Source organism: Pseudideonella sakaiensis (assembly GCF_048320135.1).
GTDB lineage: Bacteria > Pseudomonadota > Gammaproteobacteria > Burkholderiales > Burkholderiaceae_C > Ideonella_A > Ideonella_A sakaiensis_A.
The window spans coordinates 2951081-2977199 of record NZ_CP182947.1 but is presented as its reverse complement, the minus strand read 5'-3'; the positions used below and the strand labels follow the sequence as shown (position 1 = coordinate 2977199).

General features: G+C 67.6%; 29 protein-coding genes. 9 read left to right on the top strand and 20 right to left on the bottom strand.

Features of this window, described 5'->3' with window-relative positions:
• The first annotated feature begins 14 nt into the window (after nucleotides 1-14).
• Nucleotides 15-2141 (top strand): 3-hydroxyacyl-CoA dehydrogenase NAD-binding domain-containing protein, encoded by a 2127-nt coding sequence (locus ACNH6H_RS13500; protein WP_418318347.1) that lies wholly within the window; start codon nucleotides 15-17, stop codon nucleotides 2139-2141.
• A 13-nt stretch (nucleotides 2142-2154) separates the two neighbouring features.
• Entirely contained in the window at nucleotides 2155-2883 is a 729-nt protein-coding gene (ypfH, locus tag ACNH6H_RS13495) for an esterase (RefSeq protein WP_418318345.1), read from the top strand.
• Here the strand turns inward: ypfH and ACNH6H_RS13490 are convergent.
• Complete coding sequence (locus ACNH6H_RS13490) at nucleotides 2880-3500, bottom strand: DUF938 domain-containing protein (protein WP_418318344.1); 621 nt, start codon at nucleotides 3498-3500, stop codon at nucleotides 2880-2882. The genes ypfH and ACNH6H_RS13490 overlap by 4 nt on opposite strands.
• Nucleotides 3501-3635: 135 nt before the next feature.
• Here ACNH6H_RS13490 and ACNH6H_RS13485 point away from each other — a divergent pair, with 135 nt between their 5' ends.
• Nucleotides 3636-4370 carry an SDR family NAD(P)-dependent oxidoreductase gene (locus ACNH6H_RS13485; protein WP_418318343.1) on the top strand — a complete coding sequence of 245 codons (735 nt, stop codon included), beginning with the start codon at nucleotides 3636-3638 and terminating at the stop codon, nucleotides 4368-4370.
• A gap of 12 nt (nucleotides 4371-4382) precedes the next feature.
• Nucleotides 4383-4874: a 2,4'-dihydroxyacetophenone dioxygenase family protein gene (locus tag ACNH6H_RS13480; RefSeq protein ID WP_418318341.1), complete on the top strand. Its 492-nt coding sequence runs from the start codon at nucleotides 4383-4385 to the stop codon at nucleotides 4872-4874.
• Here the strand turns inward: ACNH6H_RS13480 and ACNH6H_RS13475 are convergent.
• From ACNH6H_RS13475 to ACNH6H_RS13460, 4 genes are all read right to left on the bottom strand, one after another.
• Nucleotides 4864-5841 (bottom strand): 2-hydroxyacid dehydrogenase, encoded by a 978-nt coding sequence (locus ACNH6H_RS13475; RefSeq protein WP_418318339.1) that lies wholly within the window; start codon nucleotides 5839-5841, stop codon nucleotides 4864-4866. The two genes, ACNH6H_RS13480 and ACNH6H_RS13475, sit on opposite strands and share 11 nt — an antisense overlap.
• Before the next feature lie 26 nt (nucleotides 5842-5867).
• Nucleotides 5868-7199 carry a glucarate dehydratase gene (gene gudD, locus ACNH6H_RS13470; RefSeq protein WP_418318338.1) on the bottom strand — a complete coding sequence of 444 codons (1332 nt, stop codon included), beginning with the start codon at nucleotides 7197-7199 and terminating at the stop codon, nucleotides 5868-5870.
• Nucleotides 7200-7269: 70 nt separating this feature from the next.
• Nucleotides 7270-8304 (bottom strand): LacI family DNA-binding transcriptional regulator, encoded by a 1035-nt coding sequence (locus tag ACNH6H_RS13465; protein ID WP_418318336.1) that lies wholly within the window; start codon nucleotides 8302-8304, stop codon nucleotides 7270-7272.
• A 49-nt stretch (nucleotides 8305-8353) separates the two neighbouring features.
• Complete coding sequence (locus ACNH6H_RS13460; RefSeq protein WP_418321317.1) at nucleotides 8354-9340, bottom strand: LysR family transcriptional regulator; 987 nt, start codon at nucleotides 9338-9340, stop codon at nucleotides 8354-8356.
• A 116-nt stretch (nucleotides 9341-9456) separates the two neighbouring features.
• Here ACNH6H_RS13460 and ACNH6H_RS13455 point away from each other — a divergent pair, with 116 nt between their 5' ends.
• Entirely contained in the window at nucleotides 9457-10815 is a 1359-nt protein-coding gene (locus ACNH6H_RS13455) for a hypothetical protein (protein ID WP_418318334.1), read from the top strand.
• A 184-nt stretch (nucleotides 10816-10999) separates the two neighbouring features.
• On the top strand, nucleotides 11000-12583 hold the full coding sequence (gene garD, locus ACNH6H_RS13450) for a galactarate dehydratase (protein WP_418318333.1): 1584 nt from the start codon (nucleotides 11000-11002) through the stop codon (nucleotides 12581-12583).
• Between the two features lie 33 nt (nucleotides 12584-12616).
• Here garD and ACNH6H_RS13445 read toward each other — a convergent pair whose 3' ends face one another.
• The 4 genes from ACNH6H_RS13445 to ilvB all read right to left on the bottom strand — a co-directional run bounded on the left by ACNH6H_RS13445 (nucleotide 12617) and on the right by ilvB (nucleotide 15893).
• The gene (locus tag ACNH6H_RS13445) at nucleotides 12617-12994 is read right to left on the bottom strand and encodes a hypothetical protein (RefSeq protein WP_418318331.1); all 378 of its coding nucleotides are present in this window, start codon (nucleotides 12992-12994) and stop codon (nucleotides 12617-12619) included.
• A gap of 95 nt (nucleotides 12995-13089) precedes the next feature.
• The gene (locus tag ACNH6H_RS13440; protein WP_418318330.1) at nucleotides 13090-13470 is read right to left on the bottom strand and encodes a hypothetical protein; all 381 of its coding nucleotides are present in this window, start codon (nucleotides 13468-13470) and stop codon (nucleotides 13090-13092) included.
• 62 nt (nucleotides 13471-13532) lie between these two features.
• Nucleotides 13533-14048, bottom strand: coding sequence for a cupin domain-containing protein (locus ACNH6H_RS13435; protein WP_418318328.1), 516 nt, complete (start codon nucleotides 14046-14048; stop codon nucleotides 13533-13535).
• Nucleotides 14049-14126: 78 nt separating this feature from the next.
• Entirely contained in the window at nucleotides 14127-15893 is a 1767-nt protein-coding gene (ilvB, locus tag ACNH6H_RS13430; protein WP_418321315.1) for a biosynthetic-type acetolactate synthase large subunit, read from the bottom strand.
• A 161-nt stretch (nucleotides 15894-16054) separates the two neighbouring features.
• Here ilvB and ACNH6H_RS13425 point away from each other — a divergent pair, with 161 nt between their 5' ends.
• Nucleotides 16055-16564, top strand: coding sequence for an Lrp/AsnC family transcriptional regulator (locus ACNH6H_RS13425; protein WP_418318326.1), 510 nt, complete (start codon nucleotides 16055-16057; stop codon nucleotides 16562-16564).
• 67 nt (nucleotides 16565-16631) lie between these two features.
• Here ACNH6H_RS13425 and ACNH6H_RS13420 read toward each other — a convergent pair whose 3' ends face one another.
• The gene (locus tag ACNH6H_RS13420; RefSeq protein ID WP_418321313.1) at nucleotides 16632-16823 is read right to left on the bottom strand and encodes a tryptophan-rich sensory protein; all 192 of its coding nucleotides are present in this window, start codon (nucleotides 16821-16823) and stop codon (nucleotides 16632-16634) included.
• 8 nt (nucleotides 16824-16831) lie between these two features.
• Nucleotides 16832-16993 (bottom strand): hypothetical protein, encoded by a 162-nt coding sequence (locus ACNH6H_RS13415; RefSeq protein WP_418321497.1) that lies wholly within the window; start codon nucleotides 16991-16993, stop codon nucleotides 16832-16834.
• Between the two features lie 154 nt (nucleotides 16994-17147).
• On the opposite strand from ACNH6H_RS13415, the gene ACNH6H_RS13410 reads away from it, so the two are divergent.
• Nucleotides 17148-17690, top strand: coding sequence for a MarR family winged helix-turn-helix transcriptional regulator (locus ACNH6H_RS13410; RefSeq protein ID WP_418318324.1), 543 nt, complete (start codon nucleotides 17148-17150; stop codon nucleotides 17688-17690).
• A 58-nt stretch (nucleotides 17691-17748) separates the two neighbouring features.
• On the opposite strand, the gene ACNH6H_RS13405 is transcribed toward ACNH6H_RS13410, so the two are convergent.
• The 9 genes from ACNH6H_RS13405 to ACNH6H_RS13365 all read right to left on the bottom strand — a co-directional run bounded on the left by ACNH6H_RS13405 (nucleotide 17749) and on the right by ACNH6H_RS13365 (nucleotide 25014).
• A complete protein-coding gene (locus ACNH6H_RS13405; RefSeq protein ID WP_418318323.1) occupies nucleotides 17749-18585 on the bottom strand; it encodes an HpcH/HpaI aldolase/citrate lyase family protein in 837 nt (278 codons plus the stop codon).
• Nucleotides 18576-19808: a CaiB/BaiF CoA transferase family protein gene (locus tag ACNH6H_RS13400; protein ID WP_418318322.1), complete on the bottom strand. Its 1233-nt coding sequence runs from the start codon at nucleotides 19806-19808 to the stop codon at nucleotides 18576-18578. Before ACNH6H_RS13400 ends, ACNH6H_RS13405 begins: the two co-directional genes overlap by 10 nt.
• Nucleotides 19805-20779, bottom strand: a complete 975-nt coding sequence (locus ACNH6H_RS13395; protein WP_418318320.1) for a Bug family tripartite tricarboxylate transporter substrate binding protein — start codon at nucleotides 20777-20779, stop codon at nucleotides 19805-19807. Before ACNH6H_RS13395 ends, ACNH6H_RS13400 begins: the two co-directional genes overlap by 4 nt.
• Before the next feature lie 297 nt (nucleotides 20780-21076).
• The gene (locus ACNH6H_RS13390) at nucleotides 21077-21931 is read right to left on the bottom strand and encodes a toll/interleukin-1 receptor domain-containing protein (protein WP_418318319.1); all 855 of its coding nucleotides are present in this window, start codon (nucleotides 21929-21931) and stop codon (nucleotides 21077-21079) included.
• Nucleotides 21932-22028: 97 nt separating this feature from the next.
• Nucleotides 22029-22565: a TspO/MBR family protein gene (locus ACNH6H_RS13385; protein WP_418318318.1), complete on the bottom strand. Its 537-nt coding sequence runs from the start codon at nucleotides 22563-22565 to the stop codon at nucleotides 22029-22031.
• Between the two features lie 63 nt (nucleotides 22566-22628).
• Nucleotides 22629-23540, bottom strand: coding sequence for a tetratricopeptide repeat protein (locus ACNH6H_RS13380; RefSeq protein ID WP_418318316.1), 912 nt, complete (start codon nucleotides 23538-23540; stop codon nucleotides 22629-22631).
• 44 nt (nucleotides 23541-23584) lie between these two features.
• Nucleotides 23585-23797 (bottom strand): KOW motif-containing protein, encoded by a 213-nt coding sequence (locus tag ACNH6H_RS13375; RefSeq protein WP_418318315.1) that lies wholly within the window; start codon nucleotides 23795-23797, stop codon nucleotides 23585-23587.
• A 23-nt stretch (nucleotides 23798-23820) separates the two neighbouring features.
• Nucleotides 23821-23985: a LiaF transmembrane domain-containing protein gene (locus ACNH6H_RS13370; RefSeq protein ID WP_418318314.1), complete on the bottom strand. Its 165-nt coding sequence runs from the start codon at nucleotides 23983-23985 to the stop codon at nucleotides 23821-23823.
• A 117-nt stretch (nucleotides 23986-24102) separates the two neighbouring features.
• Nucleotides 24103-25014, bottom strand: a complete 912-nt coding sequence (locus tag ACNH6H_RS13365; RefSeq protein ID WP_418318312.1) for a LysR family transcriptional regulator — start codon at nucleotides 25012-25014, stop codon at nucleotides 24103-24105.
• Between the two features lie 155 nt (nucleotides 25015-25169).
• Here ACNH6H_RS13365 and ACNH6H_RS13360 point away from each other — a divergent pair, with 155 nt between their 5' ends.
• A complete protein-coding gene (locus ACNH6H_RS13360; protein ID WP_418321311.1) occupies nucleotides 25170-26117 on the top strand; it encodes a Bug family tripartite tricarboxylate transporter substrate binding protein in 948 nt (315 codons plus the stop codon).
• Nucleotides 26118-26119: the final 2 nt, after the last annotated feature.

Here is a 26119-nt window from a genome sequence, read left to right as displayed (position 1 = left end):
ATCAGGAGAAGCGAATGAATCCAGCAGCAACCGGCGCCGCCGCCAGCGCGATCAACGAATTCGTCACGCTCGACAAGCGCGGCAAGATCGCCGTCATCACGATGAACAAGCCGCCGGTCAACGGCCTCGGCTTCGACCTGCGCAACGGCGTCGCAATGGCGCTGGACCAGGCCCATGCCGACGATGCGATCGCGGCCATCGTGCTGACCGGCAGCGCACGCGCCTTTTCCGGTGGTGCCGACGTCACCGAATTCGGCACGCCGAAGGCGCTGCGCGAACCGAACCTGCGGGTATTGATCTCGCTGGTCGAGGACAGCCCGAAACCGGTGGTCGCAGCGATTGCCGGCCAGTGCCTCGGCGGCGGCCTCGAGCTGGCGATGGCTGCGCATTTCCGCGTTGCGCAGCGCGATGCGACGCTCGGCCTGCCCGAAGTCAAGCTCGGCCTGCTGCCCGGCGCCACCGGCACGCAGCGGCTGCCGCGGCTGGTCGGGCTGGAGACCGCGCTGAACATGATCGTCAGCGGCACGCCGGTGGCGGCAGCCAAACTGGCCGATACCGCGCTGCTCGACGCCGTTGCCGACGGCGATGTGGTCGCGGCCGCGGTCGACTTCGCGCAGAAAGTGGTCGATGAGGGCAAGCCGGTGCGCAAGGTGCGCGATCTGAAGGTCACGCACCCGAATGCCGCCGGCTATCTGCAATTTGCCCGCAATACGATTGCCGCAACCGCGAATGCTTTGCCGGCGCCGCTGAAATGCTGGGAGGCGGTGGCCCGTTCGGTCAAGCTGCCGTTCGACGAGGCGGTGCGGCTCGAGCGCGAGGATTTCCTGGCGCTGATGAATACGCCGGAGTCGAAGTCGCTGCGCCATGTCTTTGCCGCCGAGCGCGCCGCCGGCAAGCTGCCCGACATTCCAGCCGATACGCCGCAGCGCGAGATCGGCAAGGTCGGCGTGATCGGCGCCGGCACGATGGGCGGCGGCATCACGATGAATTTTCTGACCGCCGGCATCCCGGTCGTGTTGCTCGAAATGAAGCAGGAGGCGCTCGACAAGGGCGTCGCGACGATCCGCCGCAATTACGAAAACTCGATGAAGAAGGGCAAGTTGAAGCCCGAGCAGGTCGAGCAGCGGATGGGCCTGCTGAAGCCGACGCTGGACTATGCCGATTTCGCCGATGCCGATCTCGTGATCGAGGCGGTATTCGAGAACATGGACGTCAAGAAGACGGTTTTCGAGACACTCGACAAGACCTGCAAGCCCGGCGCGATCCTCGCATCGAATACCTCGTATCTGGATCTGAACAAGATCGCCGCCTTCACGAAGCGGCCGCAGGACGTGATCGGCCTGCACTTCTTCAGCCCGGCCAACGTGATGCGGCTGCTCGAGATCGTGCGTGGTGAACAAACCGCGCCCGATGTGCTCGCCACCTGCATGGCGCTGGCGAAGAAGATCAAGAAGGTCGCGGTCGTCTCCGGCGTCTGCGACGGCTTCATCGGCAACCGGATGCTGGCGCGGTACGGCGCCGCCGCGAATGCACTGGTGATTGCCGGCGCGGCGCCGCAGCAGGTCGACAACGCCTTGCAGAAATTCGGGCTCGCGATGGGGCCGTTCCGCGTCGGCGACCTCGCCGGTCTGGATATCGGCTGGGCAACCCGCAAGCGTCGCGCAGCCGAGGCCGGCGTCGAGATGAAGCCCGGCATTGCCGACCTGTTGTGCGAGGCCGGCCGCTTCGGCCAGAAAACCGGTGCCGGCTGGTACCGCTACGAGGCCGGCAAACGCGAACCGATTCCCGATCCGCTGACCGACAAGCTGATCACCGACTATCGGCTCGCGAACAATGTCACGCCGCGCAAGATCAGCGACCAGGAAATCGTCGAGCGCTGCATCTATGCGCTCGTCAACGAAGGTGCACGCATCCTCGAGGAAGGCATTGCGGCGCGCGCGTCCGACATCGACCTCGTCTACCTGAACGGTTACGGCCACCCGGTGCAGCGCGGCGGGCCGATGTTCTACGCCGATACCGTCGGCCTGCCGAATGTCGTGCGCAGCCTGCGCAAATTCGCTGCCGAGCCGGGCGCCGACCCGTCGTGGCAGCCGGCGCCGTTGCTGGTCCGGCTGGCCGAAGAAGGCAAGACCTTCAACTGATCGGTCCGCCGCGATGACGACGACCCTGGCCCGGCTGCCCGACGACGGCGCGCCCGATCTGCTGTTCCTGCTGCTGCATGGGCATGGCCAGACGCCGGATGCGATGCGCCCGCTGGCCGAGGCGCTGGCCCGCGAATACCCGCAGGCCGCGGTGTTGTGCCTGCAGGCGCCGCTGCAGGCCGATGATCCGGCCGGCAGCGGCAAACCGGTCGACGGCTACCAGTATTTTTCGCGCGCCGGCATCAACGACGACAACCGGGCGGCCAGGGTGCAGGCGGCGCTGCCGGCGTTCGTTGCGACGGTGCGCAACCTGCAGCAGCAGTTCTCGATGTCGTGGCAGCGCACCGCGCTGGCCGGATTTTCGCAGGGCGCAATCGTCGCGCTCGAGGCGGTACAGGTCGAGCCGCAACTGGCCGGCCGCGTGCTCGCCTTCGGCGGCCGCCACACGACCATTCCCGACCATGCGCCGACTGACACCACGCTGCACCTGCTGCACGGCCTGGCCGACGAGGTCGTGCCGGCAACGCCGGTGATCGATGCGGCGAATGCGCTGGTGCTGCTCGGCGCCGACATCACCGCCGACATCCTGCCCGGCATCGGCCATCAGCTGCACCCGCGGTTGATCGACAAGGCGATCGAGCAGCTGCGCACATTCCTGCCGCGCCGGCTGTGGCGCGAGGCGATGAGCGAAGCGCCGGTGCTGTCGAAACCGGCATCGAGCAAGGAGCTCGACAAACCCTAGCTGGCGCGCCACCCCCACAGCAACAACAGGTTGTTCGCCGGCATCGGGACACGTTCGCGCAGTTCGAGCCCGGCTTCGCCGGCGACCCGTTCGACATCCTCGCGCCGCCGGAGCCCCCACGCCGGATTGCGGCGCTTCAGTTCGAGATCGAACTGCAGGTTGCTCGGTGCGGTCGTGACGCCGTCCTCGATGTAGGGGCCATAGGTGATCAGCAGTCCGTCCGGCCGCCGCAGATGGCGCGCCGCGCCCTGCAGCAGTCCGACCGTCGTTTCCGGCGGCGAGATGTGGATCATGTTCGCGCAGTAGATCGCATCGACCTCGGCCGGCACGCCCGGCCAGTCGGACTGCGTGACATCGAGCAGCAGCGGCTTGCGCACCCGGTCGCAGGCCGAGCACCAGGCTGCGATCGAGCGCAGCGCCGATTCGTCGGCATCGGTCGGTTGCCAGTGCCAGCCGGGCAGCGCTTCACTGAATGCGGCCGCATGCTGACCGGTGCCGCTGGCGATCTCGAGCATCAGGCCTGCTGGCGGCAGCAGGCGCTGCAGCTCGTTCAGGATCGGCTCGCGGTTGCGGTCTGCGGCGGGGCTGTACTGGCGGGGGTCGTCGGCTCGGGTCATGGCGCATTCTGACGTCTTCGCGGCTGCAGTTCATCGATTCGCAGGCGGCCGCCCAGCCCGGCCACCGGCTACAGTGCACACGAAGCCGTATCCGGTGCGATCCGGCTCACACCCCCCTGACGAAAGGACCGCCCGATGGCGATTGATGACTTCTTCTCCGGCCGCAGTGTGCTCGTCGTCGGCGGCAGCAGCGGCATCGGCGCCGGCATCGGTGCGGCCTTCGTGCAGCATGGCGCACGCGTCACGGTCACAGGTGCCACCAGCGCCGAGGTCGACGCGGCCTGCAGCAGCGACACGCTGGCCGGCGCCACCGTCGAATGCCTCGATGTGCGCGACGATGCGGCGGTGCCAGCGCTGCTCGGCCGCTTCGACCAACTCGACGTGCTGGTCAACTGCGCCGGCATCATCCGCCGCGGCGACGAACACGACCCGGCCGTCTTTGCGCAGGTGCTCGACATCAACCTGAACGGCACGATGCGCTGCTGCGCCGCGGCGCGCGCCCTGCTCGCCGCCAGCGGCGGCTGCATCGTCAATACCGCATCGATGCTGAGCTTCTTCGGCGGCGGGCTGGTACCGGCCTACAGCGCGAGCAAGGGCGGTGTTGCGCAGCTGACGAAGTCGCTGGCGATCGCCTATGCGGCCGACGGCATCCGCGTCAATGCGCTGGCGCCGGGCTGGATCGCGACACCGTTGACCAACGCGCTGCAAAACGATGCCGCGCGCAGCGGCCCGATCCTCGCGCGCACGCCGATGGGCCGTTGGGGCACGCCGGCCGATGTCGCCGGTGGCGCACTGTTTCTCGCCTCGCCCTGGGCCGCTTTTGTCACCGGCGTTGTGCTGCCGGTCGATGGCGGCTACCTGATCACCTGAAGGAGTCTCGAGATGATCGTCCAACTGCCGGGCATCCGGCCCGAAATCGCGATCCAGGCGATACCCGACGACGAACGCGTCTGGGTGCCGCAGGCGCCCGAAGTCTGGTTCCGCCCGCTGCTGCTCAATACCGTCACCGGCAGCTGGTGCAACCTGTTGCGGGTGCGCAAGTCGGGGGTGTTGTCGCGCCACATCCATCCGTCGTGGGTCACCGGCTATGTGATCCGCGGCGCCTGGCGTTATCTCGAACACGACTGGATCGCCAGCGAAGGATCGTTTGTCTACGAGCCGCCGGGCGAGATCCACACGCTGGTCGTCGACGATGCCGCCGATGGCGCGACCGAAATGATCACCTTCTTCAACATCCACGGCGCGATGGTCTACGTCGATGCCGACGGCAAGCAGGCCGGCTACGAGGACGTCTTCACGAAGATCGAGATGTGCCGCCGCCACTACGAAGGCAACGGCCTCGGCGCCGACTACGTGCAGCAGTTCATCCGCTAGCGGTTTCCGGCAGCGGCGCCGCCGACAGCAGCGTGCCGTCGGCATAAAACTGCTCCAGGTTGTCGAGGACCCGCGCCGCCATCGCCTCGCGTGTCTCTTCGGTTGCACTGGCGATGTGCGGCAGCAGCACGACGTTGTCCATCGTCAGCAGTTCGGCCGGCACCCGCGGCTCGTCCTCGAACACATCGAGCCCGGCGCCGGCGATGCGCCGTTCGGCGAGCGCACGCACCAGCGCCTGTTCGTCGACGACGGAACCGCGCGAGACATTGACGAGAAAGCCGCGCGGGCCGAGCGCATCGAGCACCTCGGCATCGATCAGGTGCCGCGTCTCGGCGCCGCCGGCGGTGATCACGACGAGGTGGTCGCACCAGCGCGCAAGCGCATGCAGCGACGGCTCGTGCTGCCATGGCGCATCGGCGACCGGACGACGGCTGTGATAACGGATCGCCATCTCGAAACCATCGGCACGGCGCGCGATCGTGCGGCCGATGCGGCCGAGGCCGACGATGCCGAGTTTTGCGCCGCTGACCTTGCGTGCGAGCGGAAAGGCCTTGCCGCCCGGCGCAGACCAGCCGCCACGGCGGACGAAGCGGTCGGCCTCGCTGACGCGCCGCGCGATGTCGAGCAGCAGTGCGATCGCCAGATCGGCGACGCAATCGTTCAGCACATCGGGCGTATAGCCGACCGCGATGCCGCGCTCGGCCGCTGCGGCGAGCGGCAGCTTGTCGAGGCCGACTCCAAAACTCGAGATCACCCGAAGATCGGGCAGCGCGGCGATCACGTCGGCGGCTATGCCGGTGCCAGCCGAGGTGACGAGGCCGGTGACGCCGGCGCCATTGGCCGCCAGCCAGGCCCGCTGATCGGCCTGCTCGACCAGCCGCGTGGTGTCGTAGCGCTCGGCCAGGCGGCGCTCCAGCGTGGACAGCAGTCGGCCGGCCTGCACGATGCGGGGACGTTGTGAAGTCATCTGTTCTCCAGAAATCGGCGCGCCGCTCAGCGCACCAGACACGGTCGCTTCGGATCGAATCGCCAGCCGGGCAGCAGATACTGCATCGCTGCCGCATCGTCGCGGGCGCCGAGGCCGTGTTGCAAATAGAGCTGGTGCGCCTTCTCGACCTCGGCCATGTCGAGTTCGATGCCGAGGCCCGGCCGCTCCGGCACCCGCAGATGGCCGTCGACGATGCGCAGCGGCTCGCGCGTCAGCCGCTGGCCGTCCTGCCAGATCCAGTGGGTATCGATCGCGGTGACGCGGCCCGGCGCAGCGGCGCCGACGTGGGTGAACATCGCGAGCGAGACGTCGAAATGGTTGTTCGAGTGCGAGCCCCAGGTCAGCCCCCAGTCGCGGCAGGTCTGCGCGACGCGCACCGAGCCGGCCATCGTCCAGAAATGCGGATCGGCGAGCGGTATGTCGACCGACTGCAGCGCCAGCGCATGCGCCAACTGCCGCCAGTCGGTCGCGATCATGTTGGTCGCGGTCGGCAGGCCGGTCGCGCGGCGGAATTCGGCCATCACCTCGCGGCCTGAAAAACCGTCCTCTGCACCGCACGGGTCCTCGGCATAGGCCACGATGCCGCGCATCCGCTGGCCGAGGCGGATCGCATCCTTCAGCAACCAGCCGCCGTTCGGATCGAGCGTCACGCGGGCCTGCGGAAACCGCTCGTGCAGCGCGACGATCGCATCGACCTCGTCGTCGCCGCGCAGCACGCCGCCTTTCAGCTTGAAATCATTGAAGCCGTAACGCTCGCGCGCCGCCTCGGCGAGGCGGACGATCGCCTGCGGCGTCAGCGCCTCCTCATGGCGCAGCCGCGACCAGTCGTCGGCGGCATCCGGCTCGCTGGCATAGGGCAGGTCGGTGCGATTGCGGTCGCCGATGTAGAACAGGTATCCGAGCACCTCGACCGCATCGCGCTGCTGGCCTTCGCCGAGCAGCGCAGCGACCGGCACCTCGAGGTGCTGGCCGAGCAGGTCGAGCAGCGCCGATTCGATGGCGGTGACCGCATGGATCGTGATCCGCAGGTCGAAGGTCTGTTGACCACGGCCGCCGGCATCGCGGTCGGCAAAGGTTTTCTGCACCTTCTGCAGCAGTTGCTGGTGGGAGCCGATCGGCTCGCCGACAACCAGCGCAGCGGCGTCCTCCAACGTCTTGCGGATCTTTTCGCCACCCGGCACCTCGCCGACGCCGGTGCGACCGGCGCTGTCGGTCAGGATCAGCAGGTTGCGGGTGAAAAACGGGCCGTGCGCGCCGCTCAGGTTCAGCAGCATGCTGTCGCGCCCGGCAACCGGGATCACGCGCAGCGCGGTGATGCGCGGGGTGGAATGGGTCATGGAATTGATGGTAGCGCTAACATATCGATGATATCGGCGGAGGCCGGCTGCGGCAAGCCGGTGACGCGGTTCATCCGCTGTCGCGAACAACGATCGAATGGCCGATGTCGATGACCGGCTCGGCGATTGGCCGGCCTGCGGCACGATCGATGATGAATTGCGCCGCCTGCTGGCCGATCGCCTCGCCGTTGACGCGCACCGTCGTCAGCGCCGGCTCGAGGTCGGCGGCAAATTCGAGGTCGCCGAAGCCGACCACGGCAACGTCTTCGGGCACGGCAATACTGCGGCAACGCGCCTCGGTCAAGACGCCGATCGCCAGCAGGTCGGAACTGCAGAACAGCGCATCGGCAGCCGCCGCATCGGCAGCGAACAAGTCAGCCAGCGCCTCGCGCCCGCTGCGCACCGTGGTCGGCGCCGGCACCGTGACGACCCGCGGATCGGCCAGACCGAGGCGGCGCGCCGCGGCGACAAAGCCGTCGCGCCGACGCAGCGCCCGTTCGTCGTCGCCGGTGATCAGCGCCAGCCGTTGCCGGCCGCGCTGCTGCAGATGATGTGCGACGGCCTCGCCCACTTGTTCATGCGAAAAACCGACCAGCATGTCGATCGGTGTCGGTGTCAGGTCCCAGGTCTCGACGACCGGTATCCGCGAGGCGAGCAGTTGGCGCCGCCCGGCGGCCGAATGCAGGATGCCGGTCAGCACGATGCCGTCGGGCCGGCGGCCGATGATCGCCTCGAGCAAAGCGTCCTCGCGGCTGCCGCGGTAACCGGTCTGGCCGAGCATCAGCTGGTAACCGTGCCCTGCGAGTGTTTCGGTCAGCGCCTGCACGGTGCGCAGGAATACCGGGCCGGCGACGGTCGGCACGACGGCGGCAACCAGCCGGCTGCGCCGCGACGCCAGCCCGCCGGCGACCAGGTTCGGCACATAACCGGTGCGCGCAACGGCATCGCCGACCTTGCGCCGCACCTCCTCGGAAACCTGTTCCGGCGAGTTCAGTGCCCGCGATGCGGTGATCGGCGCGACGCCGGCCAGCCGTGCAACATCGTGCAGCGTCACTGCGCCGCTGCTGCGGCGTGAGCGGCGTGGCGGCGCGGCATCGGTGCTCATCGGCGAATTATAGAAAGCATGACAGCGCTACCAGAGCGCCGGCGCTGCGTCAGTTCTTCCGACGGCGGCGTGGGACCGCGGGCGGCGCTGCTGGCGCAGCCGCCGAGGCCGCCTGCCTGCGCTCGCGGTAGCGCGCCGCCACTTCCCGCGCCAGCGTGATGAAGGTCGCGAGCGGCCCCTGCGCATCGGCCTCGCGCCAGACCAGCGTGATCGGCGCGCCGAGCCGCGCCGATGCGGCCAATGGCCGGTAGACGATCGCATGGCGGTGCGCGCCGGACATCGATGCCGGCACCACCGAGATGCCGACACCGGCAGCGACCAGGTTCAGGTTGGTCATCATCCGCTCGACCTCGGCGACCACCTCGACCTGCACCCGCTGCCGTTCGCAGGCGGCCAGCAGGTTCGCATACAGGCCCGGCGCACCGGGCCGGCGGACCAGGATCAGTTTTTCGCCGCGCAGTTGCGCCAGCGATACCGGCACCGTTTCTGCATCGGGCGCCCGGGCCAGCCGGTGGTCGGATGGCAGCGCGAGCAGCGTCGCCTCCTGCAGCAGCGGTTCGAGCGCAACCCCACGTGGTGTCGCCACCGGCACGCGCAGAAAACCGCAGTGCAAGCGCTGCGCGGCGACCGCCTCGGTGATCTCGGCGGCATTGTTTTCGCTGACGACCAGCTCGATCTCCGGATGGCGGCTGCGGCACAACCGCAAGGCCTCCGGCGTGAAGGCATGCGCCGCCGCCGAACTGGTGAAGCCGATCGCCAGCCGGCCTCGCTGGCCCTGCGCAAATGCAGCCATCCGCTTGCGCATCGCGTCGAAATCGCCGAGCAGCCGCGCCGCCTCGACCTGCAGCTGGCGGCCGGCCTCGGTCAGTTCGACACCTTTCGGATGGCGCACGAACAGCGCCAGACCGAGTTCGTCTTCAAGCGCACGGATCTGCTGGCTCAGCGGCGGCTGTTGGATGCCGAGCTGCTCGGCGGCGCGGGTGATGTGCCCGGCGCCGGCAACCGCGGCGAAATAACGCAGGTGGCGCAGTTCGATATGCATGGCGTATGGAGTCGAGATTCTAGACATCTTTGCCATCTGGCTCGGCACGATCCAGAATCGCCGACCGTCGCGCAGCAGCGCGCCGACGAGAACCCCTTCAGGAGACCACCATGTTGTTGCCCACCCCGCGACTGCTGCACGCCGCCGCGTTGCTGATCCCGCCGTTGCTGTTCGGCTGTGCGAACGTCGGCGAGCCACCGTTCGCGGAAGCCGCGCCGACGGCGACCAAATGCCCGCAAGCGGTGCCGTCGACTGCTCGCTGCCTGGCAGGCACCGACAGCAAGGGCGCGCACTACCTGATCGCGATGCCGGCCGACTGGAACGGCCATCTGCTGCTGCATGCGCACGGCGGACCATTTCTCGGCGAAGCAACTGCCAAACGCGCCGAGGAGGACCTGACGCGCTGGGCGATCGCGGTGAAGGCCGGGTATGCCTATGCCGGCTCGAGCTTCCGCCAGGGCGGCGTCGAGGTGCGCGCGGCGGCCGAAGATACCGAGCGGCTGCGCCGCATCTTCCGCGCCCATGTCGCGAAGCCAAAACGCACCATCCTGCACGGCCAGTCGTGGGGCGCCAATGTCGCGGCGAAAGGCGCCGAGATGTTCACCGCGTCGACGGTCGGCAGCCAGCCCTACGACGCGGTGCTGCTGACCAGCGGCGTGCTCGCCGGCGGCACCCGTTCCTACGATTTCCGCACCGACCTGCGTGCGGTATACCAGTACCTGTGCAACAACCACCCGCGGCCGACCGAGGCGCAATATCCGCTGAACATCGGGCTGCCGGCCGGCGCGAAGATGGTCCAGGCCGATGTCGCCGCGCGTGTCGACGAGTGCCTGGCGCTCGACAAGCCGGCCGCGCAGCGCAGCGCGGACCAGCAGGCCAAGGTGCAGACGATCGAGCGCGTGCTGAAGATCCCGGCCAGCTCGATCCAGGGCCACATGAACTGGGCGACGATGCACTTCCAGGACATCGTCGAGAAACGCACCGGCGGCGCCAGCCCGTTCGGCAATGCCGGTGCGCGTTATGCCGGCTCCAGCGACGATGCCGCGCTGAATGCCGGCGTCGCCCGCTACCGCGCCGACCCGGCCGCGGTCAGGCGTTTTGCTGCCGATACCGACCTCGCCGGCCGCATCCCGGTGCCGGTGCTGACGACCAAGTGGATCGGCGATCCGACCGCCTTCGTCGAACTCGATGCGCACTTCGGCGAGACGATGAAAAAGGGCGGCAGCGGGGATCGCCTGGTACAGACCTTCACCAGCAAGGGCACCCACAGCTATATCAGCGACGTCACCTACCCGGTGCTGCTCGATGCGTTGCTCGGCTGGGTCGAACAGGGCGCGAAACCGACCGCGGCCGGCATCGCCGCGGCCTGCCCGGCGTACGAAGCAAGATTCGGCGCCGGCTGCAGCTTCGATGCGAGCTATCAGCCGAAGCCGCTGGAAAGCCGCGTCGTCGCGCGCGAGCGGCCGTAGCCTGCCGTGCAGGAGGGGCTTCGGCCCCGATTCAGGCTGGTTGCATGGCCAGCAATCCCGGCTGAAGCCGCTCCCACAGATAAGCACCGATGCCCCGCTGATGCCGTTCTTTTGTGGGAGGGGCTTCAGCCCCGATTCGGTCTGGTGGCATTGGCCAGCAATCGCGAGAACGCTACATTCGGCAATGGCCAACAAACCCCTCCACATCAAGATGGACGAACGCGACAACGTCGCGATCGTCGCGAATGACGGCGGCTTGCCGGAAGGCACCGTGTTTGCCGACGGCCTGAGGCTCGTCGACCGTGTGCCGCAGGGGCACAAGGTCGCGCTCGTCGATCTGGCGGCCGGCGACCCGGTGCGGCGCTACAACGTCGTGATCGGCACCGCACTGAAGCCGATTCCGCGTGGCAGCTGGGTACACGAGCGGCTGCTCGAGATGCCGCAGGCGCGTTCGTTCGACGGCCTGCCGGTCGGCACCGCGCCGCTGCGGCCGCTGCCGCCGTTGGAAGGCCATGTTTTCGAGGGTTACCGCAATGCCGACGGCAGCGTCGGCACACGCAACATCCTCGCGATCACGCAGACGGTGCAGTGTGTCGCCGGCGTCGTCGACTTTGCGGTCGAGCGCATCAAGGCCGAGTTGCTGCCGAACTATCCGAATGTCGATGATGTCGTCGGCCTCGAGCATGGCTATGGTTGCGGCGTCGCGATCGATGCGCCGGATGCGGCGATCCCGATCCGCACGCTGCGCAACATCACGAAGAATCCGAATTTCGGCAACGAGGTGATGGTCGTCAGCCTCGGCTGCGAGAAGCTGCAGCCGGAGCGGCTGCTGCCGCCCGGCAGCCTGGCGATCGTCGACCAGCGCAGCAGCAATGCCGCATCGGCGGACACACCGCTCGACGTCGTCTGCCTGCAGGACGGCGCACACGTCGGCTTCATGTCGATGATCGATTCGATCATGAAAACCGCCGAGCAGCATCTGCAGCGGCTCGATGCGCGGCGGCGCGAAACGGTGCCGGCCAGCGAACTCGTCGTCGGCGTGCAATGCGGCGGCAGCGATGCCTTCAGTGGCGTCACCGCGAATCCAGCGGTCGGTTTCTGCGCCGACCTGCTGGTGCGCGCCGGCGCCACCGTGATGTTCAGCGAAACGACCGAGGTGCGCGACGGCATCGACCAGCTGACCGCGCGCGCCGGCTCACCGGAAATTGCCGAGCAGATGATCCGCGAGATGGCCTGGTACGACGCCTACCTGCAACGCGGCGGCGCCGATCGCAGCGCGAACACGACACCGGGAAACAAGAAGGGCGGGCTGTCGAACATCGTCGAAAAGGCGATGGGTTCGATCATCAAGAGCGGCAGCGCGCCGATCACCGGCGTGTTGTCACCGGGCCAGAGCCTGCGCGATCGCGGCATCAGCAGCGGCCTGGTCTATGCCGCGACACCGGCCAGCGATTTCATCTGCGGCACGCTGCAGCTGGCCGCCGGCATCAACCTGCATGTCTTCACGACCGGCCGCGGCACGCCGTACGGGCTGGCCGAGGTGCCGGTGATCAAGGTCGCGACACGCAGCGACCTGGCGCGCCGCTGGCACGACCTGATGGACATCAATGCCGGCGCGATCGCCGACGGCGACGCGACGATCGAGCAGGTCGGCTGGCAGATGTTCGAGCTGATGCTCGATGTGGCCAGCGGCCGCAAGAAGACCTGGGCCGAGCAGTGGAAGCTGCACAACGCACTGGTGCTGTTCAATCCGGCACCGGTGACCTGACGGCGGCAATGCGCCGCCGCTGGCGGCACGCGCTCAGCGCGGCTCGAAGGTGATCAGCTCACCCTTGTTTGCCCGCACCAGCAGCCGATCCTGGTGGATACGCGCATCGCTGCAGCGCAGATTGCGTTCCCTGCCCTTCACGCGACTGCAGAACTTGCCGTCTTCGGCGCGCCAGTTGCCGATCGCGCGCTGGCCATTGCCGTTGGCGACAACAAACGAACCCATGTCGTTGAATTCGTGCCGGCCGAGTTCGCCGTTCTTCGTTTTCGCTACGAAGGCCTTGCCGGTCAGCCGGCTGGCCAGTTCGCTTGCCCGCGGCAATGTGGCGTCGGATGGAAAACCCTCGGTCGCTGCAAACGACGGTGCAGCAGCACACAGCAGTGCAACGGCAAGACACGACAGCTTGTTCATGCAAGGCCTCCTCGATGGATTGACGAGGCTTGATGCTGTCGGCGGCATCGCCGGCTGGCATCCTCAAGCTTGTGGAATCTTGCATTTCGGCCAATTCAGCGCGGCACCAAGGTGATCAGTTCGCCGTTCACCGTGCGGCGCACGACCAACTGGTTCTGGTGGACGCGGACGTCGCTGCATTGCGGCGATGGGTTGCCCTTCAACTGGCTGCACAACTTGCCGTCCTCGGCCGACCAACTGCCGCTGGTCCGGCCGCCAGTGCTGGCATCGACAAAAAAATAGCCCATCGTGTTGTATTGCAGCCGCCACGAGATGCCGTTTTTCAACTGCACATCGAACGACTTCCCGGCCAGCCGCTCCTTCAACTCGGCTGCACTCGGTGATGCCGCACCGGACGGAAATTCCTCCTGCGTCGATGCGCTGGCAGCAGCGGCACAACAGATCAGCAGGCCTGCGAGCAGAGACGGTGTTTTCATGACCGGCCTCGTGGGTGGTTGCGAAGCGCCCATCGTGGGCAGCTTCGCGACCGCGCGCATCGTCAGGCTTGTGGAACGCGCTTGCGCCGCGCGTCGGGCAGCCCATCGTGGCCGCCGAGTTCGCGGGCCGGCACATCGCTCCACCAGTCGTCGGGCGACATGTCCTGCCGGCGCGATGGATTCAGCGGGTAGAAAACACGGCTGCCCGGCACGCGCGCCTCGCCGCCGACCAGCAGCACCGCCTCCTGCTCACCGTTGTTGATGAAGCAGTGCGAAATGCCGGTTCCGGCCGGAAAAGCCGCCAGATCGCCAGCCGTCATCCGGTACAGCTCACCATCGATCCAGGCGTCGACCTCGCCCGACAGCAGGTAGACGAATTCCTCCTCGTTTTCCTCGGCATGCGGCCACGACGAGCGGGTGCCCGGCGGCAGCCGCTGGACATTGACGCCGAGCCGCTCGAGCCCGGCCTCCTTGCCGAGCCGGCGCATCGGGCCCATCGGCTCGTCGCTTTGCGGATAGACGTGGGTATGTTCCGGCACCTCGCTGGTCGACCGGATGAAGGACGGGCGGCTCGGCATCTGTGGATCTCCCGGCATCGGACAGGCACCGCGTCGACAACGCCGCGGGCTGCCGGGATTCTGGCACCGCTCAGCCGTTCAGGCGTCGTCCACGTACCACTCTTCTTTCGACAACATCACGCGGTGATGGCCGACGCCGGCCGGGATCATCGGAAAGCAGTTCTCCTGCCCGGCCACCCGCACGTCGAGAAAAAACGGCCCGTCACTCGTCAGGCATTCGTCGAGCGCGGCTTCGAGTTCGGCCGGATCGTCGACCCGGCGCGCCTGCCAGCCGAAGGCCTTCGCAAGCGCAACGAAGTCGGGCAGCGCCGCATTCCAGCTGTGGCTCAGCCGGTTGCCGTGGATCAATTCCTGCCACTGGCGGACCATGCCCATCCAGCCGTTGTTCGCGAGCACCAGCTTGACCGGCGTGCCGTGCTGCACCGCGGTCGACAGCTCCTGGATATTCATCAGCACCGACGCATCGCCGCTGACGCAGACGACCAGCGCATCGGGAAACGCGACCTGCGCACCGATCGCCGCCGGCAGGCCGTAACCCATCGTGCCGGCGCCGCCCGACGTCAGCCAGCGGCCCGGCCGCTCGAAGCGCAGGTGCTGCGCGGCCCACATCTGGTGCTGGCCGACATCGGTCGAGACGATCGCATCGGCGCCATCGAGCGCGCGCTGCAGCGTCGCCATCAGCTGCTGCGGCACGATCACATCGTCGCGCGGCGTGAACGCCAGGCTGTCGCGCGATTGCCAGCGCGCGATGCGTTGCCACCAAGGCGCCAGCCGCTGCGCCTGCGCTGCCGATTCGACGTCGTCCGGCAGCAGCCCGAGCAGCGCGCCCAGCACCGCGCCGCAGTCTCCGACCAGCGGCACATCGACACTGACGACCTTGTTGATGCTGCCCGGATCGATGTCGACATGGATCTTGCGCGCATGCGGGCAGAACTCGTCGAGCTTGCCGGTGATGCGGTCGTCGAAACGTGCGCCGATATTGACGACCAGATCGGCCTCGTGCATCGCCAGATTCGCCTCCAGCGTGCCGTGCATGCCGAGCATGCCGACAAACAGCGGGTCCGATGCCGGAAAGGCACCGAGCCCCATCAGCGTCAGCGTGCACGGCGCGCCGACCCGGCGGACCAGTCGCGTGAAGGCGGCGCAGGCTTCCGGCCCCGAATTGACGAGGCCGCCGCCGCCATAAAACACGGGACGGCGCGCGGTCGAGATCAGGTCGGCCGCCCGCTGCAGGCTGTTGCGCGGCGGCAGCGCCGGCGCGGTGGCGTGCGGGCTGCGCCGGCGCGAGCCGGGCAGCGGCCGTGCCGGCAGCAGGCCGAGCGGCGCGAGCTGGATATCCTTCGGCACGTCGAGCAGCACCGGCCCGGGCCGGCCCGAAGCGGCGATCTCGAGCGCCTTGCGCACCGCGCCCGGCAGTTCGTCGGGCGAACGCGGCTGCCAGTTCCATTTCGTGACCGGACGCGACATGCCGAGCGCGTCGCTTTCCTGGAAGGCATTGGTGCCGATCCCGGCAGTCGCGACCTGGCCGCTGATGCACAGCACCGGCACCGAATCGCTGATCGCATCGAGCAGCCCGGTGATCGTGTTGCTGACACCCGGCCCCGACGTCACCAGCACGACGCCGACCCGGCCGGTGGTTCGCGCATAACCCTCGGCGGCATGTACCGCGGCCTGTTCGTGGCGGACCAGGATGTGCCGCAGCCGCGGCTCGCCGTGCAGCGCGTCGTACAGCGGCAATGCGGCGCCACCGGGATAACCGAAGATCGTATCGACGCCGCAGTCAACCAGCGTCTCGAGCAGCGCCTGCGCCCCGTTGCGCGGCGCGCCGATCAGGCGCGCCGGCATCGTGGTGGCGACGTCGTCGACCTTCGTGGGGTCGACGTTGCGGGCATCGGGCGCCGGGGTGGTGGCGCGCGAGCGGGGCGGTGCAACGAGCTGGTTCATGCGAAGATTGTCCGGAATTCAGCGCAGAATGTGCTTCTTTTTTACGGCCTGTTGAGGGGGGCATGTTGAAAACCAAACGGTCAAACAGCGATTCTTCCGAAGAATCATTCGATCTTGCAATCGATGCCTCGGATCGGGCGATCCTCCGCGTGCTGCTCGACGATTCGCGCAAGACGCTGCAGGAGATCAGCGCGACGGTCGGCCTGTCACCGACCACCTGCTGGAGCCGGATCCGCAAACTGCAGGAGCAGGGCGTGATCCGCCGCTATACCGTCGACCTCGACGCCGCCAAGCTCGGCTACCACGATTCGGTGATCGTCCAGGTCACGCTCGAAAGCCACAGCGACGAGACGCTGTACCGCTTCGGCAAGGCGCTGGCGGAGATTCCGGAAATCCAGGAGTGCTACCTCGTCTCCGGCGACTACGACTACTACATCCGCATCGCGGTGCGCGATACCCGCGACTACGAACGCCTGCTGCGCGAGAAGCTGTACAAGATCCCGGGCATCCGCCACAGCCAGTCGCATTTCGTGCTGCGCGTGCTGAAGGAAGCCAGCGTGCCGCTGGCCTGACGGGCGCGGCCGTTCACCGTCTGTCTATTTCACCCGAGGTCCGGATTCACTCGCCAAATGACGAAGGTCAACGCCGACGCAAAACTGAACCACGCGAGGTAGGGCAACGCAACAGCGCCGCCAGCCGGTTGATGCGCCAGAACAGCACGATCGTGACACGATCAGCGACTACCGCAGCACCTCGCCGAATGCGACCGCGCCGACCCGCCAGCCGAAAAAAGAGCCATGTCCACAAGGCATTGACGGCAAGCTGGACGATGAACGGCGTCAGCGCGCTGCCGGTTGCGGCAAAGCCGCCGCGCCGCCAGACCGTCGCACGGCCCGGGGTCGTATCGGCACGTCGTCGCGGACCTGCAGCATCTCGAATCCGCCGTGGCCCAGCAGGTGCACGGCGGTCATCAGGGGAGGAATGGCGTCGGTTCTGGTCATGGTTCTTCACCGCATGGATCCGCTGCCGGCCTGGAACCCGCGACCGGTCGGAGCAAAGGGAATAAAAACTCGGGGTAGCACCTGCGGCGCCGGACCCGGCGGCGGCAGAATTGACGCACCGCGCCGGACCCGGAGTCACCGCAGAAAACGAGACATGGCCACCACCACCCATTCCAGCAAGAAGGCACCGGCACGCGGCGACGGTGCGGCATCGCTCAGGCAGATCAACGCCCACGCCCCCGAGTCGCTCGTGACCTACCGGGTTTCCGTGCTGGCCCAGGTGCTCGGCCGGCTCGTCGATGCCTCGGTCAAGCAGAACCTCGGGCTGACCGCGCGGCAATGGCGCGTGCTGGTGATCCTGAACCGGATCGGCACGTCGCCGTCCGGCGAGGTCGCTCGCATGGCCAGTTTCGACCACAGCCAGGTCAGCCGGGTTGCGCTCGAGCTGGCGCAGAAGGGCCTGATCACGCAGGAAAACGACCCGGCCGATCGCCGCAGGCAGATCCTCGCGTTGACCCCGGCCGGTGTCGAATGCCTGAAGACCGGCGTGCCGGCCTCACTCGAGCGCCAGTCCCGCTTCCTCGCCCGGCTGACGCCCGACGAATACAAGACCTTTTGCCGCGTGCTCGACGTGATCGAGGACGAGGCCCATCAGCTGCTGCGCGAGATGAAGGCCGACGGCGTCGTCCCGCGCTGACACACGCGCTGGCCGCCGCGCGTGATCGGCGGCCGGGGAGGTCGCGATCGAAACCCGCTCAGGCCCGCTCGAGCCAGTGGCGGGCCCGCGCAACGATCGGCCGGTCGATCATGCGGCCATCCAGGGTGACCGCGCCCCGCCCCTGCCCACGCGCCTGTTCGTCCGCAGCCACCACCTTGCGCGCCCAGTCGAGCTGCTGCGGCGTTGGTGCGAATCCGCTGTTCGCGACCGCCACCTGCCGCGGATGGATGCACACGGTGCCGCTGAAGCCGATGCCGCGGGCGAGCCGGACGAGTTGCCCGAAGGCCTGCATGTCGTCGATCTCGGCGACGCTGCCCGGGAGTCCCCAGGCCGCCAGGTCGAAGGCCCGGGCGCAGTTGATCACCGCCTGCGCGGCCCACAGCAGCGATTCCGGAATAGGCTCCACCAGGAGCTGCGCCGCATGGTCCTCGGCGCCGAAACCGAGCGCGCACAGCGCAGGGTGCGCCGTCGCGATCGCTTCGGCCCGCAGCACGCCGAGCGGCGTTTCGATCAGCGCCGCGACCGGCATCGAAGCGCCACCACGCCGCCCGAGGATTTCCATCAAACCGACGACCTGGGCCGCCGACTCGACCTTCGGCAGCAGCACACCCTGCACCTTTGCGAGCGGCAGAGCGTCGACGTCGGCGCGAAGCAGATCCGGTTCGGAATTGACCCGAACCAGCACAGGGACCTGTCCGGCCAGCTGTTCGATCGCGGCGGCCGCCATCACACGCGCATCGACCTTGCGATCGATCGGCACCGAATCCTCCAGGTCGACGATCAGCGCGTCGGCGCCGCGCTGGCCGGCCTTGGCCAGCAAATGCGGCGAGGTGGCGGGTACGAACAGCAGGGAGCGCAGATGTTTCAGCTGCACAGGATCGCTCCCCGTTCGGCCATCGCCCGGAGCTGCGGCTCCGCGACGCCGGCGTCGCGCAGAACCGCCGCGGTGTGCTGGCCGACGGCCGGTGCAACGCTGCGGATGCTGCCCGGCGTGCCGCCGAGCCGCGGCGTCACGTTGTGCATCACCGTGCCCTCGCCTTCGCCGACCACCACATAGCTCTGGCGTTCGATCACATGGTCGTCGCCGAGCAGCTGTGCGGCATCGTAGATCGGCCCGACGGTGACGCCCCGGCTGCGGAAAAGCGTCAGACACCCGGCCAGGTCGAGTCTGCCAATCGCCTCGCCGATCATGCGATCGAGGTCGGCGTCGTTGGCAAGGCGCGCGGCATTGGTCGCGAAGCGCGGATCGTCGATCAGATGCCCCTGCCCGATGGCCTCGAGCACGCGGCGCGCCATCACGTCGGTGGACCCGGACATCGCGACCCAGCGGCCGTCGCTGCAGCGGTAGACGCCGCGCGGCGACGCGATCTTGACGTCGGGGGCAGCGACGCGGCCGGTGGCGGCCGCGGCCGTGACGTCGGGCCCCATGATTGCCAGCATCGGCTCGAGCAGCGACAGGTCCACCACCTGGCCGCGCCCGCCGCTGACCTCGACTTCGCGCAACGCAACCATCGTGGCAAAGGCGCCGTTGAGTCCCGCCACCATGTCGGCCAGCGCGATGTTGGGCAGCCGCGGTGCGCCGTCGGCACTGCCGTGTTTGTAGGCGAAACCGCTGAAGCCTTCGATCAGGCTGCCGAAGCCGGGCAGGTCGCGGTAGGGGCCGCTTTGCCCCCAGCCGGACACGCGCACGATCACGAGCCTTGGATTGGCTTCGTGCAGCACCTCCGGTGCCAGGCCCATCGCCTCGAGCGTTCCGGGGCGGAAACTCTCGACCAGCACCTGCGCCGAGGCCGCCAGGCGGCGCAGCACCTGCATCGCCTCGGGATCGCGCAGATCGAGTGCCGCGCTGCGCTTGTTGCGGCCATAGACACGCCACCAGGCATCCATGCTGCCGCCGTCGTCGAGCGCTTCGCACCAGTGGCGGAGCGTGTCGCCTTCGCGCGGCGATTCGATCTTGATCACGTCGGCGCCGAAGTCCGCGAGCTGCAGCGTCAGCATGTTGCCCGCCACCAGCCGGGAGAGGTCCAGCACGCGGATGCCGGCAAGCGGGCCGGGCCCGGTCGCGCCGGCCTGGAGTCGAGCCAGCGGCGTCATCATTCCGGCTTGATGTCGAGTTGGCGGACCAAGTTGGTCCAGAACGGAGTCTCCTTGCGCAGCTGCCCGATGAATTCCGCATTGCCGATGCGCAGCACGTCGGTCTCGCTGGCCGCGAAGCGCGCGACCAGATCCGGATTGCGCAGGGCGACCTCAGCCGCTTTCCCGAGCTTCTCGGCAACGTCGCGTGGCGTGCCTTTGGGGGCGAAGATGCCGCCGATCACGCTGATCGGCTCGCCCGGCAGACCGGCTTCGGCGAGCGTCGGAACCTCGGGCAGCGAAGGCTCGCGTTTGTCGACGGTGACGGCCAGCGCGCGCAGCTTGCCGGAACGGATGTGCGGCATCGACGCGGTCAGCGAATCGGTTGCGAACAATACCTGGCCGCCCATCAGATCGGTCAGCGCCGCGCCGCTGCCACGGTAGGGCACATGGGTGGCCGTGACGCCCGCACGGCGCAGGAAGATCTCCGAGCCGAGGTGGGTCATGGTGCCGACACCGGCCGAGGCGAATGCCGACGGCTTGACGCGCAGCATGTCGACCAGTTCCTTGACCGTTTTCGGTGCGCCTGGCGTATTCGCGACGAGCACCGCAAAACTCGCGCGAAGCACCGGCGCGACCGGAACGAAGTCGTCGAGCGAATATCTCGCGGCCGGGTTGATCGCCGGCACCACCAGCAGCTGCGCCGTCGACGTGAACAGCAGCGTGTAGCCGTCTGACGGCGAACGCGTCACCGACTGGTGCGCGATGATCCCGCCAGCGCCAGTGCGGTTGTCGACGACAACCGTCTGCCCGAGGGCCGAACCCATGTGCGTGGCAAGCAGGCGCGCGGTCACGTCGCTGCCAGAGCCGGGGCCCTGCGGCACGACCAGCGTGACGGGCTTGGCGGGGAATTCGGCTGCGACGGCGGGGACGAAGGACAGGGAAAGCGCGCAACCGATGGCGGTCAGCGCGCCGCGGCTGGCGGCAAATTTCATGGAAGTCTCCTACAAGGTACGCGGAGTTTATCCCGATTTATGTGCTGTAGCAAGTATTGCCATGACACATACTTTTGCGTTCTCGGATCGGATCTGCGCCGGCCCGCGTCGCGCGCCGGAAAGGCCGCCGCGTCGAACGGGCACGCCGCGGCAAACCAGCCCTGAACGCCAGGTACAGGCGATCTTCGAGGCCGTTGGCGAGTTCGCTCTGGCAAGATCCCGGGCATCCGCCACAGCCAGTTGCACTTCGTGCTGCGGGTGCTGAAGGAGGCGAGCGTGCCGCTGGCCTGAGCCGCATCACAACATCGGCCACAGCCCGATGAAAAACGCGTACAGCAACACCGCAGAGATGCCTGTCGCGATCAGCGACTTTTTCAGCGAGGTCTTGCCGAAGGTCAGGCCATAGGCGCCGAAGACAAGGCCGAGCACCCAGATCGGCGACAGATAGACCAGCCCGGTTTCCGAGATCTCGTCGAAGACGACGAAATACGACACCAGCGTCTGCAGCACGCTGTAGACCATGCTGACGATGTAGAAGCCGCGCAGCTGGTGGCGCTGCAGTTCGGTCGCGTGCTGGCGGCTCGCCACAACATACGAGATCTGCAACGGGCCCATCAGCGGCTGGCGTTCGCCGGAGGCGGTCAGATTGCGTTCGGCCGCGTCGAGGTCGGTGCCGGCAAGCAGGTAGCTCTTGTCCTTGGCTTTTGCGTCCCACTCGCGGGCGCGCACCAGCAGCCGCGAATGCTGCCGGACCCAGTCGAGGTCGGTATCGATGGTCGTCAGCAGCGTGGCGAAGCGATCATCGAACCGCGCATCGTCTTCGAAGAACAACCAGTTGATGCGGCGCAGCGGATCCGGCACCACGTCGGCGTCGACCGGCCGCGCGACGACCGGAATGATCCGCTTGTTGAAACGCGCAGCATGCTCACATTCGTGGCGGCAGATGTCGGATGCCAGCGAATCCGGACTCAGCACGAAAAGAAAGGTATCGGCCGCCTCGATCGCCAGTTCGACCTCGCGCAGCCATTCGGCCGACGGCGGAATGCCTTCCCAGTCGACCCAGGCTTCGCGCCCTGCCTCACCGAGCCGCTGGTGCAGCTTGCGGACAAAGTTTTGATCCCTGCGCGAATACGAGATGAAGACGTCGGACATGGCGTTGCGCTACTGCACCGGCGGCGGCGCCGGGCTGTTGCATCACGCGGTCATCGTCGCCGCTCCAAGCTGGTACCGCAACGCGTTTTTTACGTCACTAGAGCAAAGCGGGATTCATCCGCCAGGTGACGAAGGTCAACGCCGACGCAAAACTGACCCACGCAAGGTATGGCAACAGCAGCAGCGCCGCCAGCCGGCTGATGCGCCAGAACAGCACGATCGTGACGACGATCAGCAGCCACAGCAGCAGCACCTCACCGAACGCGACCGCACCGACCCGCCAGCCGAAGAAGAGCCAGGTCCACAAGGCATTGACGGCAAGCTGGACGATGAACAGTGTCAGTGCGCTGCCGGTGGCGGCAAAGCCGCCGCGTCGCCAGACCAGCCATGCGGCGATGCCCATCATCAGGTACAGCAGCGACCAGACGGGGCCGAACAGCCAGCCCGGTGGCGCCCACGATGGCCGCGCCAATGCGCGGTAGAACTCGCCGGCGCTCGCCGATGCAAAACCACCGATCGCGGCAGCAACAAATACCAGCGCGAGCCAGCCGAGCAGGCCGATCGCCTGCTGGCGGCGGGACATCGGCACCGGCGGCGCGGCGCCGGTCGCCCGGGGTTGTGGCATGAAGCTCATGACAACATTCTCGCGCGGGACTGGACCGGCAGCCGGCGCAGCGCCGGGCAGCAGCACCGTGGGCTATCGCGTCGCGGCATTCGCCTTCGCGCGGTAGAACAGCGCCCGTTCCTCGTCGCCCAGCGCACGGTAGATGTGCTCCAGCTCGGCAAAAACATGCGGGTCGGGCCGGCCATCGGCATCCCAGGCCCGCTCCAGCTCGAGCTGCAGCGCGAGGGCCTCGTCGAAACGCCGCTGGTCGCGGTAGGTGCGCGCAATCATCCAGTCGGCAATGCGCACATTGCGCGTGCGGCCGGCGCGCTGGTAGGCGGCGCGCGACAGCCGGAATTCGGCCAGCGCGGCGTCGTAGTCGCCGTTCTGTCGTTTGACGTGGCCGATGTTGTTGCGCAGCGCGCCCTCCCAGCGCTTCGCCGCCGGCTGGTCGGAGCGCTCGATCAAGGCGACCGCGCGTTCATTCCATTCGAGCTGCCGCTCCGGCTCGGACTCGACGATCGCCAACATGTGCAGCGCATCGACCGCCAGCCCATCGAGCTGCGCAGCAACGGCAAGCTCGTGGGCACGCAGATAGGCCGCACGCGCGCGGTCGAGGTTTGCCGCGCCGCGTTCGGCCGGCGGATGCGCCGCCGAGAAGAAGCTGCGGCCGAGCTCGAACTGGTACCGGACCTGCGCTTCCAGCGATGCGCCGCGCATCTCCGGCTCGATCGTTGCGAGCACCGCCCTCGCCTTGTCGAAATCGCGGCGCAGCCCGAAGGTCCGCGCAATCTGCGTCTGCAGGATCAGCCGCTGGTCGGCGCTTGCATCGGCCAGCGCCGCGGTAAAACGCTGCTCGCTGAGTGCCGGATTGCCGAAGTCCCACAGCGCATCGAGGTCCAGCGCCAGCGCCGGAAAAATTGCCAGCAAGCCGCTGAGCAGCAGTGCGGCCAGCCGCGCCACCGCCATGCCGCTCCGGCGACGCACGGGATCAGACGTCGACATCGAGCAGACCTCGTAGTTTCAGCGCCGTGCTCCGGGTTCGGCCGTCATGCGAGATCGCCCTGCGTTGCAACGACGACGTTCTTGGCCAGCGTCTTGAAACGCTCACCGTTCTGTTGTACCACGGTCATCGTGAGCTGGCCGGTCTTGCTGACATTCAGGTCGCGAACGGTCCCGGACTTGCCTTTATGAGTCCCGCCAATGACCCGGCAGAAATCTCCGTCCTTGATGCCGTCCGCAGGGTCGCTCTTCTTTGCCATTGCAAGAAGCCTCTGTCTGTCGACTAACGCCGCTTCAGCAGCAGGCCGACACCGATCACGATCAGGATCAGCGGCCACCAGCGCGCGATCAACGGCCCGATCTGCGGCAGCATGCCGAGGTTCGACAACAGGAAAAAGATGCCGAGCGCGATCAGCAGCAGCGGCGCAAAAAGTGACTTGCTGTTCATGCGGATTCCGGAGGTGCGTTGGGTTGCCGGCGACGGGCCAGGCTCGTCAGACAGGCCGGCAGCGGCAGGCGGGTGACTTTAACGCACCGTTGTTCGTCTGCCGATGATCGCAGCTGCTCAAGCCGGCCCAACAAGCCGAACCCGCAACAGATCCAGAAAGGCCTGCACCGCAACCGGCAGGCCGCGGCCGGCAAGTGCCTGCACCTCGATGTCGCGCATGTCCATGCCGGCATCGGCGATCGGCCGGGCGACGATCGCGCCGCGCGCCAGCAGGTGCCGCGCCGAAATCTCGCTCGAGACCGACAGCCCGCCGCCGTTCAGCACGAAACGCAGCATCAACCGGGCGTGGTTGCTGACCAGTTGCGGCGACAGCTGCAGCCCTTGCCGGCTGCAGACGATGTCGATCATCTGCCGGATCGTCGTCGCCGCCGGCGGCAGCGCCAGCGGCCAGTCGGCCATCTGCATCAGCGTGACGCTGTCGCGAGCGGCCAGCGGATGGTCCGGCAGCATCAGCGCCAGCACCGGCGCCGGCTGGCGGTACAGCACCGCGATGTCCTTGTGCGGCGCGCGGCTGAAACACAGGCCGATGTCGGCCACGCCATGGCGCACCTGCTCGGGCACCTCGGCGGTCGGCATCACCATCACGTCGAAGCCGACACCCTGGTGCTGGCGCTGGAAGTCGACGCACAGGCTCGGCACCAGCTCGTTGGCAAAGGCGTCCGAGGTGGCCAGCCGCACCAGGCCGGCGCGCAGGCCCTGCAGCGCGCCGATGTCCTCGAGCGCGGCACGGGCATCGAGCTCGGCGCGCCGCGCATGCGCCAGCAGGATCTCGCCAGCGGCGGTCAGCACCATGCCACGCGGATGCCGCTCGAACAAGGCCACGCCGAGCTGCGCCTCGAGCGCCGCAATCTGCCGGCTTAGCGCCGACGCCGCGACATGCTGACGCGCCGACGCCTCGGTCAACGAGCCGGTATCGGCCACCGCAATGAAATAACGCAGCGCGGCTTCCTGCAGGCAGTGGGTGCGCATGACTGGACTTTCCGTCGGATTTGCCATTTTGGCAAAGGTCTTTGCAAAAACGGTGTTTGCGCTCAAAGCACCCTGTTCCTAAGATGCGCCGGCGACACAAACCTATTTGGAGACAAGCGATGCGTCTGACGTCCTGGATTTTTAAAGGTGTGGGCATGGCCTGCGCGGTGGCTTTCAGCAGCGCGGCAGTTGCGCAGGCCCAATGGCCGGAGCGCCCGGTTCGCGTCGTCGTGCCGTTTCCGGCTGGCGGCGCCACCGACCTGATCGCGCGCGTCGTCACCCAGCAGGTGGCGCAGAACCTCGGCCAGCAGATGCTGATCGAGAACAAGGCCGGCGCCGGCGGCACGATCGGCTCGGGCGAAGTGGCGAAGGCCGCACCGGACGGCCAGACCATCTTGTTCACGACCAGCAGCACCCATGCAATCTCGCCGCACCTGATGCCGCGGCTGAGTTACGACGCCGGCAAGGACTTCATTCCGGTTGCCCACGTCGCCGATGCGCCGAGCGTGCTGCTCGTCACGCCGTCGCTGCCGGTGAAGACGGTCGCCGAGCTGGTCGCCTATGCAAAGGCGAATCCCGGCAAGCTCAACTACGCAACCAGCGGCAACGGCACGATCGTGCATTTGAATACCGCTGCCTTCAGCGCGCAGGCTGGCATCGAGATGACGCATGTGCCGTACAAGGGCACCGCGCTGGCGATCCCGGACCTCGTCACCGGCCAGGTGCATGTGTTGTTCGACTCGCTGCCGACCGGCATGCCGCACGTCAACAGCGGCAAGGTGCGCGCGCTCGGCGTGACCAGCGAAAAACGGACGACGCTGGCGCCCGAACTGCCGACGATTGGCGAATCGGGCCTGCCCGGTTTTGCATCGGTGACCTGGTTCGGGGTTTATCTGCCGGCCGGTGCATCGCCGGCGCTGGTCGAGCGCGTCAACCAGGCCTTCAACCAGGCTGTGCAGTCGCCCGAAGTGAAGGCCAGCCTGGCCAAGCTCGGTGTCGATGCGGCAGCGACCGGCACGCCGGCGCAGTTCGCCGCGATGGTCAAGGCCGACAGCGCCCGCTGGGGCAATGTGATTCGCCAGCACAAGATCACGATCCAGTAAAC